General features: G+C 43.8%; 13 protein-coding genes. 7 read left to right on the forward strand and 6 right to left on the reverse strand.

The window, feature by feature from the left end:
- The 6 genes from accC to JWQ85_RS05150 all read left to right on the forward strand — a co-directional run.
- Positions 1 to 1244 (forward strand): acetyl-CoA carboxylase biotin carboxylase subunit (accC, locus tag JWQ85_RS05125; RefSeq protein WP_299464972.1); only part of this gene is annotated, 1244 nt, incomplete at its 5' end.
- 68 nt (positions 1245 to 1312) lie between these two features.
- Complete coding sequence (gene tatC, locus JWQ85_RS05130; RefSeq protein WP_299464975.1) at positions 1313 to 2170, forward strand: twin-arginine translocase subunit TatC; 858 nt, start codon at positions 1313 to 1315, stop codon at positions 2168 to 2170.
- A gap of 71 nt (positions 2171 to 2241) precedes the next feature.
- Positions 2242 to 2676, forward strand: coding sequence for a ribose 5-phosphate isomerase B (gene rpiB, locus JWQ85_RS05135; protein ID WP_299464978.1), 435 nt, complete (start codon positions 2242 to 2244; stop codon positions 2674 to 2676).
- Positions 2677 to 2705: 29 nt separating this feature from the next.
- Positions 2706 to 4274 carry a M28 family peptidase gene (locus JWQ85_RS05140; protein ID WP_299464981.1) on the forward strand — a complete coding sequence of 523 codons (1569 nt, stop codon included), beginning with the start codon at positions 2706 to 2708 and terminating at the stop codon, positions 4272 to 4274.
- A gap of 143 nt (positions 4275 to 4417) precedes the next feature.
- Positions 4418 to 5800, forward strand: a complete 1383-nt coding sequence (locus JWQ85_RS05145) for a LutB/LldF family L-lactate oxidation iron-sulfur protein (RefSeq protein ID WP_299464982.1) — start codon at positions 4418 to 4420, stop codon at positions 5798 to 5800.
- A gap of 9 nt (positions 5801 to 5809) precedes the next feature.
- Complete coding sequence (locus JWQ85_RS05150) at positions 5810 to 6349, forward strand: dihydrofolate reductase family protein (RefSeq protein WP_299464984.1); 540 nt, start codon at positions 5810 to 5812, stop codon at positions 6347 to 6349.
- A 5-nt stretch (positions 6350 to 6354) separates the two neighbouring features.
- Here the strand turns inward: JWQ85_RS05150 and JWQ85_RS05155 are convergent, their stop codons facing one another.
- Entirely contained in the window at positions 6355 to 7125 is a 771-nt protein-coding gene (locus tag JWQ85_RS05155; RefSeq protein ID WP_299464986.1) for a DUF4198 domain-containing protein, read from the reverse strand.
- A gap of 136 nt (positions 7126 to 7261) precedes the next feature.
- Between JWQ85_RS05155 and JWQ85_RS05160 the strand changes: the two genes are divergently transcribed.
- Complete coding sequence (locus JWQ85_RS05160; RefSeq protein ID WP_299464989.1) at positions 7262 to 9238, forward strand: thiamine pyrophosphate-dependent enzyme; 1977 nt, start codon at positions 7262 to 7264, stop codon at positions 9236 to 9238.
- Between the two features lie 46 nt (positions 9239 to 9284).
- Here the strand turns inward: JWQ85_RS05160 and JWQ85_RS05165 are convergent, their stop codons facing one another.
- The 5 genes from JWQ85_RS05165 to JWQ85_RS05185 form a co-directional block, all read right to left on the reverse strand.
- On the reverse strand, positions 9285 to 9977 hold the full coding sequence (locus tag JWQ85_RS05165) for an SUMF1/EgtB/PvdO family nonheme iron enzyme (protein ID WP_299464992.1): 693 nt from the start codon (positions 9975 to 9977) through the stop codon (positions 9285 to 9287).
- 80 nt (positions 9978 to 10057) lie between these two features.
- Complete coding sequence (locus JWQ85_RS05170) at positions 10058 to 10552, reverse strand: GNAT family N-acetyltransferase (protein ID WP_299464995.1); 495 nt, start codon at positions 10550 to 10552, stop codon at positions 10058 to 10060.
- Between the two features lie 10 nt (positions 10553 to 10562).
- Positions 10563 to 11303 carry an ABC transporter ATP-binding protein gene (locus JWQ85_RS05175; protein ID WP_299464997.1) on the reverse strand — a complete coding sequence of 247 codons (741 nt, stop codon included), beginning with the start codon at positions 11301 to 11303 and terminating at the stop codon, positions 10563 to 10565.
- A 2-nt stretch (positions 11304 to 11305) separates the two neighbouring features.
- Positions 11306 to 12781, reverse strand: coding sequence for a DUF5687 family protein (locus JWQ85_RS05180; RefSeq protein ID WP_299465000.1), 1476 nt, complete (start codon positions 12779 to 12781; stop codon positions 11306 to 11308).
- 74 nt (positions 12782 to 12855) lie between these two features.
- Positions 12856 to 14136 carry a replication-associated recombination protein A gene (locus JWQ85_RS05185; RefSeq protein ID WP_299465003.1) on the reverse strand — a complete coding sequence of 427 codons (1281 nt, stop codon included), beginning with the start codon at positions 14134 to 14136 and terminating at the stop codon, positions 12856 to 12858.
- Positions 14137 to 14156: the final 20 nt, after the last annotated feature.

The following is a 14156-nucleotide window of genomic DNA, read 5'->3' on the forward strand; positions in this document are numbered from 1 at the left end:
TATATTCTACCGCCGACCGCGACAGCCTGCACGTGCGCTTTGCCGACGAAGCCGTTTGTATTGGCCCGCCCCCCAGCCGCGATTCTTATCTGAATATCCCGAATATCATTTCGGCTGCCGAAGTAACTAATGCCGACGCGATACACCCGGGTTATGGCTTTTTATCAGAAAATGCCAAATTCTCGGCTATCTGTGCCGAATACAATATTAAATTTATTGGCGCCACTGCCGACCAGATCAACGCCATGGGCGATAAGGCTTCGGCCAAGGCAACCATGAAAAAGGCCGGCGTGCCCTGCATCCCCGGTTCTGAAGGTTTGTTAGAGAGCGTTAAGCAAGGTATCGAGATCGCTAAGAAAATCGGTTACCCGGTGATATTAAAAGCTACTGCCGGTGGTGGTGGCCGCGGTATGCGTATTGTTTGGAAAGACGAAGAATTTGAAAATGCCTGGGATAGTGCCCGTGCCGAATCTGGCGCAGCCTTTGGTAACGATGGCCTATACCTTGAAAAATATGTTGAAGACCCGCGCCACATCGAGATACAGGTAGTGGGCGACCAGTATGGCAAAGTTTGCCATTTATCTGAACGCGATTGTTCTATACAACGCCGTCACCAGAAACTGGTAGAAGAAGCGCCGTCTCCTTTCATGACAGATAAGCTGCGCAAAAAAATGGGCGAAGCTGCTATTAAAGGGGCAAAAGCTGTTAAATATGAAGGTGCCGGTACGGTAGAGTTTTTGGTTGATAAAAATCGCAACTTTTACTTTATGGAAATGAACACCCGTATCCAGGTAGAACACCCGGTTACCGAAGAGGTGATCAACTTCGACTTAATAAAAGAACAAATAAAGGTTGCTGCGGGTATCCCCATATCAGGCAAAAACTACGAGCCAACAATGCATGCCATTGAGTGCCGTATAAACGCCGAAGATCCTGCAAACAACTTCCGCCCTTCACCGGGTAAAATAACAAACTTCCACTCGCCGGGTGGCCATGGTGTACGTGTAGATACGCATGTTTACAGCGGATACGTTATCCCGCCAAACTACGATTCGATGATTGCTAAGGTTATTTGCATGGCCCAAACCCGCGATGAGGCGTTGGCAACTATGGAGCGTGCTTTAAGCGAATTTGTTATTGAAGGTGTTAAAACAACAATTCCATTCCATTTAAAATTACTGCAGGATCCTAACTTCCGTGCGGGTAATTTTACTACCAAGTTTATGGAAACCTTTGTTTATTAATATTTTTGTAATCTTCACGATACAATATAACGTAAATAGTATTCCGGCGTTAATGCTGAAAACAGGTAATGAGCGATAACAAACTAATAAAAGCAATAAAAGAGAAGGGCCAGACAATGGAGGCCGAAATGTCGTTCTTTGATCACCTGGAAGCTTTACGATGGCACCTGGTGCGGTCGGCCATTGCTATTGTTATTTTCACCGCCGGGGCGTTCTATTTTTACGACTTTATTTTTGATACCATTATTATGGGGCCCAGTAAGCCAAGCTTCTGGACGTACCGTATGCTGTGTAAACTGGGCGAATACCTGCATCGCGATGGCTTTTGTATCAATAAGATCAATATCAGCCTGCTTAATACCGAAATGGCCGGGCAGTTTACCCTGCAGATCAATTCGGCGCTACTTATTGGTATAACTCTTGGCTTCCCTTACCTGTTGTGGGAAATATGGCGCTTTATTAAGCCAGCCCTGCACGAAAAAGAACGCAAAGCAGCAAGTGGCTTTGTTATTTATGCTACATTTCTTTTTATTATAGGCGTATTATTTGGCTATTATGTAATTACGCCGGAGTCAATAAATTTTCTTTCCAGCTATACCATTAGCCCTACTATAGAAAATAAGTTTTCTGTTGATTCTTACCTGTCATCCGTAGCCACTTTAACACTGGCAACCGGGATAGTATTTGAGTTACCTATACTGGTATATGTGCTGTCATCGTTAGGCGTGCTTACCGTTAAATTTATGCGCGAGACCAGGCGTTATGCTGTGGTTGTGATACTGATCATAGCAGCTGTAGTTACCCCAACACCCGATATGATGACCATGACCGTGGTGAGTATCCCTTTATTCATTTTATACGAAGTGGGTATATTGGTTGCCGCCGTGGTTGAAAAACGTAAGAAAGCAAGAGAAGCTGCTCTTTAATAAGCGCATCTGTTCAATTCTAACAAAATCTTTACCTTCGTCAACACAATAAATATTATAAATTTGAGATGATGAAAAAAGGGTTAAAGATTGCTATTGGTGCAGATCATGCGGGGTTCGATTTAAAACAAGCCATACTGGGCATGTTTGATGATATTACTTTTAAAGATTTTGGTACTTATTCTACAGAATCTGCCGATTATCCCGATTTTGCCCATTTGGTAGCCAACGCTGTTGAAGCCGGAGAGGCCGATTTTGGTTTCCTGCTTTGTGGTAGCGCCAACGGTGTTGCCATGACAGCCAATAAACACCAGGGCATCCGCGCCGCCTTATGCTGGAAAGCAGATGTAACCATCCCGGCGCGTACCCACAACGATGCAAATGTACTTTGCATCCCGGCCCGCCACGTATCTACCGCCGAGGCTAAAGAAATAATAGAAATATTCCTGACCGAAGAATTTGAAGGCGGGCGCCATGCAACCCGCGTTAATAAAATAGGCTGCTAACAAACTAATTAAACCAACAATAAATTTCAATGAAGAAATTATCATTATGGATCACGGGGCTTGCCATTAGCGCAACAGCCTGTGCCCAGCAAAACCCAACAGCGCTTAAGTACGGCAATGTTATTAACGCTACCGATGCTAAAAAGCACTTGAGCATACTTGCATCTGACGAATTTGAAGGTCGCGAAACCGGTAAACCAGGCGCCGAAAAAGCAGCGAATTACATAGCTGCCGAATTTAAAAAATTAGGCCTGCAGGCTCCCGTAAATGGCTCATACTTTTTAGATGTGCCTTTAACAGAAAACGCGCTTAAAATAACTACATTCAGTGTTAACGGGCAAGCCTTTACCAACTGGAAAGACTTTTTTATGCCGGGTTCATTCGCTGATAAAAATATAACTGCAAATGATATTGTTTATGTTGGTTATGGTACAGCAGCCGAATTAGAAGGTGTTGATATCACCGGTAAAATAGTTTTATTAATAAACGAAGACAAACCTGAAGAAGGTAAAAAAACAAATACAAGTTACCGTGCAACCGCGCAACGCCAAGCTATTTTGAAAGTTATCCGCGAGAAAAACCCTGCGGCTATCTTAGGTGCCAATGGCGAATTAGGCCCTTTGCTTAAACGCTTTGGTGGCAGTGCAGGCGGTGCCAGCATATCAATTAAAAAAGAAACTGTTGCAAACCCATTGGCCCCATTGTTTAACATTACAACGGCTATTGCCGATGCCTTGGTTAAGCCTACAGGTAAAACCTATGAAGAGTTAAAGGCTGCTACTGCAACTGCAAAACAAACACAGGTTATAAAAACCCCCGCTGCTATCGCTTTCAATACCGAAAAGAAAGATGTTAAAGCGGTTGACGTTTTAGGCTTTATGCCAGGTTCTGACCCTAAACTGAAAAGTGAAGTTTTAGTATTCTCTGCCCACTATGACCACATTGGTTTGGTTACAAAACCAGGCGCTACAGATAAAGTGAACAACGGTGCTGATGATGATGGCTCTGGTACCACAGGTATCCTGGAAATTGCCCGCGCGTTTTCGCAAGCTAAAAAAGATGGTAAAGGCCCACGCCGCAGTGTGTTGTTTTTGGGTAACGTAGGCGAAGAAAAAGGTTTGTTAGGTTCTGAGTGGTATACAGATCATCCTGTTTATCCTTTGGCTAACACCATTGCCGACTTAAACATCGATATGATCGGTCGTGTTGGTGAAGAATACATTGGCAAGCCAGATTCTGCAAACTATGTATATTCAATTGGTTCGGCTATGTTAAGCACCGATTTGCATAAAATTGGCGAAGCGGCTAACGCAACTTATACCAAAATGAAACTGGATTACAAATATGACGATCCTAACGATCCAAACCGTTTCTACTACCGTTCAGATCATTATAATTTTGCCCGTTACGGCGTGCCTATTATATTCTACTTTAACGGTGTACACGCAGATTACCACGCCCCTGGCGATGAAGTAAGCAAAATTAACTTCCCGTTATTGGTTAAACGTGCGCAACTGGCATTTTTTACCGGTTGGGAATTAGCTAACCGCGATGCCCGCCCTGTTGTTGATGTAAAAACACCAACTGCAGCAAAGTAATAACAAGATATTATAAACAAGAAAAGCGGCTTAATGGCCGCTTTTCTTGTTTTAGCCGGGTATTAAGGCGCGGTTTCAATATTTTCACGGGTATTTTTGCACATTATTTAAACTCTTGATAGGGTTTGTTTAATTTAGCATAAATGGGAAGTACCGCTGAAGAATTTCTGGTAGCCTCAGAGCAAAAGGCATTCGAGTTGGATCATCGCCGTATTATCAATAATAATATTGGTAAGTACAACAACTCCTTTGAAAAAGGCCTGTCGCGCATGATCAACCTGGATAATTCCAAGAAAAAAGGCCATGCCATTAAATGGAAGGTGATGGAGAACCTGGACAAGTTTTTGCCCGAGTTTGAATCAAATTTTCAAAAGCGCGGCGGTAAAGTTATCTGGGCAAATGATGCCGCCGAAGCGAACCGCGAGATCTTAAACATTATTACAAAAGCCGGGGCCAAAACCATTATCAAATCAAAATCAATGGCCACCGAAGAGATTCATTTGAATGAGTTTCTGGAAAAGAATAACATAGAATCATTAGAAAGCGATTTGGGCGAATACATTGTGCAGCTGTTGGGCCAAAAGCCTTATCACATTGTTACCCCGGCCATGCATCTTTCAAAAGAAGATATAGCCAAACTATTTAACGAGAAGTTTGGCACACCGCTGGATAGCACCCCCGAGCAGCTTACCCAAAAAGCCCGCGAGCTATTACGCGAAAAGTACCTGCAGGCCGATATAGGCATTACAGGCGCCAACTTTATTATTGCTGATACCGGCAGCATAGCTATTACTGAGAACGAAGGTAATGCCCGCCTCACCACTACCTTCCCTAAAATACAAATTACCGTGGTGGGTATAGAGAAGCTTATCCCGTCTATGACAGATCTTGACCTGTTTTGGCCAATGCTGTCAACCCACGGAACCGGGCAAAACCTAACGGTTTATAATACCATACTAAGCGGCCCGCGCCAGCCTAATGAAACCGATGGCCCCGAAGAAATGTACGTGGTACTGCTGGATAACGGCCGTACTAACCTGCTTGCCCAAAAAGACCAGCGCCAGGGCTTGTACTGCATCCGTTGTGGCGCCTGCCTTAATGCTTGCCCCATCTATCAGAATATTGGCGGGCACACTTACGATACCACCTACAGCGGGCCTATAGGCTCTATTATAACCCCGCATATGCGCGGCATGGAAGAGTTTAAACACCTTAGCTATGCATCAAGCCTTTGCGGTAAATGTACCGAGGTTTGCCCGGTGAAAATAGATATACACAAAATGCTGTTGTTGAACCGCCGCGATGCGGTGAACGAGGGTTTTGTTACTACCAAAGAAAAATGGGGTTGGGCCATATGGAAAAAGGGGATGCTTAAACGCAGCCTTACTGATTTTTTTGGAGGCAAGATGAAAAATTTCATGATGAAAAAATTCTTCAAAAAATCATGGGGACATTATAAAGAAATGCCGGAGGTATCCGAAAAATCATTCAGCCAAATGTGGAAAGAGGGTAACCGCCCCGAATAATAATAGATCATGCGTAAAATAATTTTGAACCTGGCAGTAACCCTTGATGGTTTTATTGAAGGCCCAAACGGCGAGTACGACTGGTGCCTTACAGATCAGGATTATGGCATGCAAGAATTTTTCGACCATACGGATACCATTTTCATCGGCCGAAAAAGCTTTGAGCTTATCCGTGCGGATACCGCAATGTACCCGGTTAAAAACATTTATGTTTTCTCGGATACATTGATACCCGAGCCGGGCGAAAATATCAAAGTAATATCCTCATCTGATTTTGAGCACGCCGTTCCTGAAATAATGGAAGCTAATGGTGGCGATATCTGGCTATTTGGTGGTGCCGACCTGATATCTACCTTTATAAATAAACGTTTGGTTAGCGAATTGCTGCTATCTATCCACCCGCTGATACTGGGTGCAGGCAAGCTATTGTTTCAAGGGATTAATGACAGGGTACAACTAACCTTTATCGATCAGAAAACATACGATACAGGCCTGTTACAAGTACGTTACGAGCTAAAGCCCTGGTTCGACGCAAAAAAATTGATGTAAAAAATTTAGTGCTTATCGCCAAAGCCAAATTCTTTGTATGTGTTTGGTGAATCGTTATGGTTACTGAACGAGAAAGTATAACTGGCCACCCACGATTCGTAATCGGCTTCTTTGCCTTTTGATGCTTCAAACTTGGTAGCCCTTAACAAATAAATACCTTCGCGACTAACGCTAAAGTAAACTTTACCCGCAGCATCGCTGGCTAACTTTTGCGGGTACACATTGCCCGATTCTGTTTTAATGTATAACATTACCTGCCCGGTGAATGGCTTGCCTTTAAAATTCACAACCGCCGTAATATCATCGCCATAGTTTAATTTGTAAGGGTTACGTTTTAATACGATCTCGAAATCGTCATTTAAAACCTTTTCGTAGGCATTGCCCTTTGGCTCATCAACAGTTATTAATGTTTTTAAGTAACGGTTATATTTTTCGGTGAAGTTTAGCGCATTGCTGTTCTTTAGTTTCTCAGCAATATCGTCATACCCTTGCTCGGTTAGGTATGGCAAAAAATCTTCCCGGGGTATCTCGTTCAACTCGTTGGTGTTCATCTCAACCAACACCAGCCCATCGTCCTGTATGGGATAATTTAGCAACGGCGATGCATCGTTTTTGGTGATCTTGCTCAGGTCTGTTTTTTTAGATCCCTCATAGATCATAAACTTGGTAGTTTGCGCCGCGGTGTATGGCACTTCGCGTTCTTTGACCAGGTTTTCGCCGGACAGTAGGTGCAAATTAAACTTATCGCCTTTGTGCAAATAGAAGTTTTCGGGCATCAAAAAATGGTCGGGTATAAAAGCGAACAGACCGAATATTGAAAGAAATATAATTATTTTGAGGTATAAGTGCTTCATAGCGAAAAGATGGATTGCTCAAACATACAAAGTTTTAAAAACTTCTTAGCTTTACCTGATGATTTTTGACCGGAAAACTATAGATAATGACGGTTTGATAACGTTTTATAAGAAACTGTTATTGCCCCGGTTGGTTGAAGAGAAGATGTTAATTCTGCTCAGGCAGGGCCGCATCGGTAAATGGTTTTCAGGAATTGGCCAGGAAGCTATCGCTATTGGCAGTACAATGGCCCTTGATGCCGATGAATATATCCTGCCCATGCACCGTAATTTGGGTGTATTTACAGCACGCGATATCCCAATTTCGCGTTTAATGGGCCAATGGCAAGGTAAAGCATCTGGTTTTACAAAAGGCCGCGACCGCTCCTTCCACTTCGGCACGCAAGAGTTTAAAATTATAGGCATGATATCGCACCTTGGTCCGCAGCTGGCTTTGGCAGATGGTATTGCGCTTGCAGATAAATTAAAAAACAACAAAAAAGTTACATTGGTATATACCGGCGAAGGGGCAACAAGCGAAGGGGACTTCCACGAAGCACTGAATATTGCCGCTGTTTGGGATTTGCCGGTTATATTTTTGATAGAAAATAATGGCTATGGCCTGTCAACCCCGGTAAATGAACAGTACCGCTGCGCGGCCCTGGTTGATAAAGCCATTGGCTATGGGATAGAAGGCCGCCGTATCGACGGTAACAACGTACTGGAAGTTTATCATACCATAAATGAGCTGGCTATAGAGCTAAGGGAGAATCCACGCCCGGTATTGATCGAGTGTATGACCTTCAGGATGCGCGGGCATGAGGAGGCATCGGGTACAAAATATGTTCCGCAGCATTTATTTGACGAATGGAAACAGAAAGATCCGCTGGACTGCTTTGAAAAGTTTTTGCTGGATGAACAGGTGCTTCGGCCGGAATGGGTGCCTTATTTAAGAAATGAATTTACTGCGCTGATAGATGCCGAGATAGAAAAGGTTTTCAGCGAACCGGATATTATACCTCATGTACAAACCGAGGTGCAGAATATGTACCGTTTGTATAACGCACCCAACCATACCCCATCAGAGACGAGCACCAATAAACGTTATATTGATGCCATAAGCGATGGCCTTAGGCAAAGCATGCGCATACATAATAACCTGGTTATTATGGGGCAGGATATTGCCGAATACGGCGGCGCCTTTAAAATAACACAGGGTTTTATTGATGAGTTTGGTAAAGATAGGGTGCGCAACACGCCTATTTGCGAATCGGGCATTGTAGGTACTGCTATGGGGCTTGCTATAAACGGCTACAAAGCCATTGTTGAAATGCAGTTTTCCGATTTTGTAACCTGCGGTTTTAACCAGATAATAAATAACCTGGCCAAAACCTATTACAGATGGGGGCAAACCGTTGATGTGGTGATACGCATGCCGGCAGGCGGTGGCAGCGGTGCGGGCCCTTTCCATTCGCAAACTAACGAGGCCTGGTTTACCAAAACACCGGGCTTAAAGGTGGTTTATCCCGCTTTCCCGGATGACGCCAAAGGCTTGCTGATGTCGGCAGTGGATGACCCTAACCCGGTGATCTATTTTGAGCATAAAAATTTATACCGCAGCACAAGCGGCAATGTACCCGATAATGATTACTACGTGGAAATAGGCAAAGCCAAAGTGGTGCGCGAAGGTACAAAGGCCAGCATTATTACTTTTGGGCTTGGTGTACACTGGGCAATTGAATACGCCGACAACCACCCCGACCAATCTATAGAGATACTTGATCTGCGCAGCCTACAGCCATGGGATAAAGAAGCAGTTATAAATACGGTAAAGAAAACTTCGAAGGTGTTGGTATTGCATGAAGATACGCTCACCAGCGGCTTTGGTGGCGAAATAGCCGCCTACATAGGCGAGCACTGCTTTAAGTATCTTGACGCGCCTGTAATGCGATGTGCCAGCCTCGATACTGCCATCCCCATGAACAAAGCCCTGGAAGACCAGTTTATGGCGAAGGCAAGATTAGCAGAAGTGATGGATGTGTTGTTGAAATTTTAAAATACGAAAGGCGCATTAATTGCGCCTTTCGTATTTACAGATCATCTTATATATTTCTTGCGATTCTAAATCCAAGATCATCAATTTTGAATGAAGTGGGATGGCTGCGCCTGCGGTTGGTGGCCATACAGCCCCTTTCCTCATCGCTCCAGCCACCGCCTCTAATTACCCGGAAGGAACCATAAACGGATTCGTCATAGATATCAGAACACCATTCCCAAACATTACCCAACATATCGTAAAGGCCCCAGGCATTGGGTTCTTTCAGCCCTATATCATGGGGCGATTTGTCTGAGTTTGCTTTATACCAGGCAATGGCATCTAATTCGCCGTACCTGATGCCGGTTGTACCCGCTTTACAGGCATATTCCCATTCGGCTTCTGTAGGCAGCCGGTATCCGCCTGCTGTGGCATTAAAAGTGATATCACCGGTTTGATGATCGATCGAATAGCAGGGTTTTAGCCCGTCGTTAACAGATAGTAGGTTACAAAAAGTTATCGCGTCTTTCCAGCTTACTGTTTCAACAGGTAGCCTGTTACCCTTAAATGTGCCGGGTGCTTCATTGGTCACCTCAAAGTATTGCTCTTGTGTTACCGGGAATTGCGCGAGTAAAAAAGGAACGAGTTCAACCATCCATTTTTGTTTTGTTCTGTCATCTCTTAATTCAATTCTTCCTTCCGGGATCTCTACCATTGGGATTTTTGAGATATTGATTGGGTTACTTATATTTTGGTTCATGTTGTTAAAAGTCTGTCATCCTGAGCTTGTCGAAGGATTGATCGCTTTGCCAATGATTCGACAGGCTCACCATGACATTCTTACAATGCCTTCCGCATTACATAATCGTTCATCCAATACGGGCCAATGGGGATATCTTCTTCGTAGATTACCGTAAAGCCCATTTTTTCGTAAAAGCTTTTGGCGTTGTTGTAGCGGTTAACGTTAAGGTCTAATGTGCTTTTACCGGCTTCAATAACTTTACCGGCAACGGCATTTATCAATATTTTGCCATAGCCCCTGCCCTGGGTTATGGGCAGGCAGTATAATTTGTGCAGCTTGTAAATATTTTCATCCTCTTCGCGGGGCGAGTAAGCGGCAAAAGCAACGGGCTGTCCATCTTCTATCAATAACAAAAAATCCTGCTGCTTTTCTTTTACCTGTTTGGTTATCTTTTCGGCTGTATACAATTCACCCAGCATAAAGGCTACCTGCTCTTTGCCCAGCAAAGGTTCATAGGTAGGCCACCAGGTTTGTTCTGCAATCTGTAAAATTGCTTCAACATCGGCAGTTGTAGCCTCTCTTATCAAATACATAGGCGGCGCTTTAGTGGTTCTCTTCTTTATCTACAGCGTATGCGGCAGTGCTTTGCCCTACGCCAAAGTATTCTTCCAGCTCAGATAATGTAGACGAGCTTGTAGCGATATCTTTTATCACCACACCTTTTTCCATTAGCAAAATACGCTCGCAAACATCCGTTACGTGGTTTAAATCATGGCTGGATACGATGGTAGTAACACCGTGGTTCTTGTTCTGATCTTTCAGGATGTTTTTTAACCTGAACTGTGTACTCGGGTCAATATTAGCGAATGGTTCATCCAGCATCAATAACTCGGGCTGTTGCAGCAGGCAGGCACCTACGCCAACTTTACATTGGTTCCCCTTTGACAGGTCGCGGATGTATTTGCCTTTGTTGATGATCTCGCCATTAAAAAACTCAGAGATGCCGGCCAATTTTTCATCAACCTGGGCTTTGTTTTGCTGGTGCAAGCCGCCTATAAAGTAAAAGTACTCTTCAGGGGTAAGGTAATCTATCAGGAAACCTTCATCCAGGTACGATGCGGTATAGTTTTTCCATGCTTCGCCACCGGCAACATTTACGCCGTTTGACAATACCTCGCCGCTATCACAGCGTATCAGGTCTAATATCATGCGGAATAAAGTGGTTTTACCGGCACCGTTATTACCTACAAGGCCAATGCTTTCGCCTTTGTTTATTTGCAGATGCGGTACGTTTACTACAGTTACACCGTTGTAAATTTTTTTCAGGTTTTTTATCTCTATCATGATTATTTATTTCTGAAGCCTTCGGCTATTTTAAATCGTTTTGTGTAAAAATCGGCTTCCAGTTTTTTGATCCAGAAGTCGCGGGTAATGATGAATGCAACACCTATTATGGCCAGTACAGCCAAGCCAGCATTTGTGTAGCCCAGGTATTTAAACGGTAAATAAATTAAGTAAGGAAACAATATCAGCGGGAATGACAGCAACAACTGACTTGCGCCCACGCCTTCCCAATTAAAGGAAGCGCCTTTGCTCAGGTCGATACGTTTGTAGTTGCGGTTGGCAAAATACAACACAATGGTGGTGTTGATGCCCAAATTCCACAGGTACATTACAAAGTGGATAAGAACTGTGCGCCAGCCAAAGTACACGTAAGGTGTGGTTAATATGAACGCCACGGTTGATACTATGGTGAACAGCAGGTATTTCGCTTTTAAAAAGTCGGTGAATTTGATCTTGCTTACCAGTAGGCCATCAAAATGCCCGGCCTGCCAGCTAAACATAAACTGACCGTAATTAATAATGAAGATACCCGTCATAAACATACCCACGAATACTTTAAAGCCTTCACCTATTTTAGGATTGGTATAAAATATCAGTCCGTAAAACATAAAAAACAAACCCATGATCAGGGCAGAACGCGGCCTTTTGTTCCTAAGGATAAGTTTTACCTCGTTAGCTACCAGGTCGCCTATATTACCAAAGCGGTTAAGGAACGGGATCTCGGTACTGCTTTTACGGATAACATCTTTTTTAGAACTTAACTCTTCTAAATAAAGGTTGCCTTTTAAGTAGTAGAAATTAACATAATACATGGCAACCGATAGCACCAAAGGCAACAGCACCAAATAAGGCTTGATAATTAAATTACCAAAGAACAAATAGGAAATAGCTTTTAGCGAGTACAGGTGCCATACATAATCACCGCAGGTTGCCAGCGTTAAAACAGCACCTGCCATTAAAAAGATCCACCCGTTTAAATTGGCTTTGCGCTTAATATATAAGGCCAGGTAATTATTAAATATAGATAACGCGATAATAGAAACGATGAAAACTATTGTAGTTACCGCGCCGGATGCAGGTAATATTATCTTCAATATAAACGGCCCGAATATTATTATTGGCCATAAATTAAAAAAGGACAGCAGGGCTGTTAAGGCCAGGTAGCCTACTACACTGTTCCGTTTTACGGGCAGATGCAGGTAGGGCTGTACTTTAAGGGTAGGTAGTTCCTGTAGCTGCAAACGCATAAGCAGATCGCCCAGGAAATAGACCAGTACAATGCCGCAGAAGGCAACGGTAAGATCTTCGTTAGGCGACATGGCCGCTACTATCTTATCCATAAAAAGCCCAAGGGCCAATACGTATAAGAAAAGTATGAAGATAAGGATACCCATTACCACCTTTACGGCGATGCTTTTACCGGTGTTTTTTGATCGCCAGAAGGCTTTCAGTTCGTGATCGAAAAAGGTTGATATCATAGGTGATTATGAAAGATTTGTTATCCTTGCTATCGCGCTCAGAATGACAAAATAGTTTAGTGGCTGTTAAGATACTAATATTTGTATCTGTCGCCCCAAAGTTTTTTTAGCTTTTCTTTTGATTCATTCTCGCGGGCATTGTTACCGGGATTATAAATTTTTGTGCCCTTTATTTGTTCCGGTAAAAAATCCAGATCAGCAAAGTTACCTTCGTAACTATGGGCATATTTATAGTTTTTGCCATAGCCAATATTTTTCATCAGCTTGGTTGGTGCATTGCGCAGGTGCAGAGGAACGGGCAGGTCGCCGGTTTCCTTTACCAGTGCTATAGCCGCGCCAATAGCCGTAGTGGCCGAATTGCTTTTTGGCGATGTTGCCAAATAAATAACCGTTTGCGATAATATCAATTGCGACTCGGGCATACCAATTACCTGTATCGCATTAAAGCAGCTTTGCGCCAGCAGTAGGGCATTAGGGTTGGCGTTGCCAATATCTTCTGATGCCAGAATCAGCATGCGGCGGGCAATAAACAATGGGTCTTCGCCGCCTACAATCATCCGGGCCAGCCAGTATACGGCACCATTAGGGTCGCTGCCCCGCATGCTTTTGATAAAGGCCGAAATAATATCGTAATGCTGTTCGCCGGTTTTATCATACAGGGCCATGTTTTGCTGCACATGTTCCAGGACTATATCATTGGTCAGCGTAATTTTTTTACTGTCGAAAGCATTTACCAGCAGTTCAAAAATATTGAGCAGCTTGCGGGCATCGCCCCCACTCAGGCGAAGCAGGGCTTCGTGCTCTTTTATAACGATGTTTTTTTCTTTGAGTATAACATCGTCCTTTTGGGCTTTATCCAACAGATCAAGCAAATCCTGCTCTTCCAATGGTTGCAAAATATAAACCTGGCATCGCGACAGCAAAGCCGAGATCACCTCGAAGGACGGGTTTTCGGTAGTGGCGCCAATAAGGGTTACTATGCCCCGTTCAACCGCGCCTAACAGCGAATCCTGCTGCGATTTAGAGAAACGATGGATCTCATCGATGAACAGGATGGGTAATATTTCGCCTTGTTCTTTTAGTAAGGATGCTTTTTCTATTACCTCGCGCACATCCTTCACGCCCGAATTAATAGCGCTTAATGAAAAGAACGGGCGGTAAAGCGATTGCGAAATTATATAGGCCAGCGTAGTTTTACCTACCCCGGGCGGCCCCCAAAATAACATAGAGGGCAACGTTCCACTTTCAATGGCCTTACGCAAAACAGCGCCTTTACCAACAAGATGTTTTTGGCCCACATAATCATCAAGCGATTTTGGGCGCATGCGCTCGGCTAATGGCGGCAGGTTGTTCATAAATGTAAAAATCTGAAATA

This window comes from Mucilaginibacter sp., from assembly GCF_028288105.1.
GTDB lineage: Bacteria > Bacteroidota > Bacteroidia > Sphingobacteriales > Sphingobacteriaceae > Mucilaginibacter.

Bases quoted from the DNA above. Each gene is read 5' to 3' on its own strand.
- JWQ85_RS05175 (WP_299464997.1), bottom strand. From the start codon at position 11,303: ATGATAGAGATAAAAAACCTGAAAAAAATTTACAACGGTGTAACTGTA.
- JWQ85_RS05170 (WP_299464995.1), bottom strand. From the start codon at position 10,552: ATGTATTTGATAAGAGAGGCTACAACTGCCGATGTTGAAGCAATTTTA.
- rpiB (WP_299464978.1), top strand. From the start codon at position 2,242: ATGAAAAAAGGGTTAAAGATTGCTATTGGTGCAGATCATGCGGGGTTC.
- tatC (WP_299464975.1), top strand. From the start codon at position 1,313: ATGAGCGATAACAAACTAATAAAAGCAATAAAAGAGAAGGGCCAGACA.
- JWQ85_RS05145 (WP_299464982.1), top strand. From the start codon at position 4,418: ATGGGAAGTACCGCTGAAGAATTTCTGGTAGCCTCAGAGCAAAAGGCA.
- JWQ85_RS05150 (WP_299464984.1), top strand. From the start codon at position 5,810: ATGCGTAAAATAATTTTGAACCTGGCAGTAACCCTTGATGGTTTTATT.
- JWQ85_RS05165 (WP_299464992.1), bottom strand. From the start codon at position 9,977: ATGAACCAAAATATAAGTAACCCAATCAATATCTCAAAAATCCCAATG.
- JWQ85_RS05140 (WP_299464981.1), top strand. From the start codon at position 2,706: ATGAAGAAATTATCATTATGGATCACGGGGCTTGCCATTAGCGCAACA.
- JWQ85_RS05180 (WP_299465000.1), bottom strand. From the start codon at position 12,781: ATGATATCAACCTTTTTCGATCACGAACTGAAAGCCTTCTGGCGATCA.
- JWQ85_RS05155 (WP_299464986.1), bottom strand. From the start codon at position 7,125: ATGCCCGAAAACTTCTATTTGCACAAAGGCGATAAGTTTAATTTGCAC.
- JWQ85_RS05185 (WP_299465003.1), bottom strand. From the start codon at position 14,136: ATGAACAACCTGCCGCCATTAGCCGAGCGCATGCGCCCAAAATCGCTT.
- JWQ85_RS05160 (WP_299464989.1), top strand. From the start codon at position 7,262: ATGATTTTTGACCGGAAAACTATAGATAATGACGGTTTGATAACGTTT.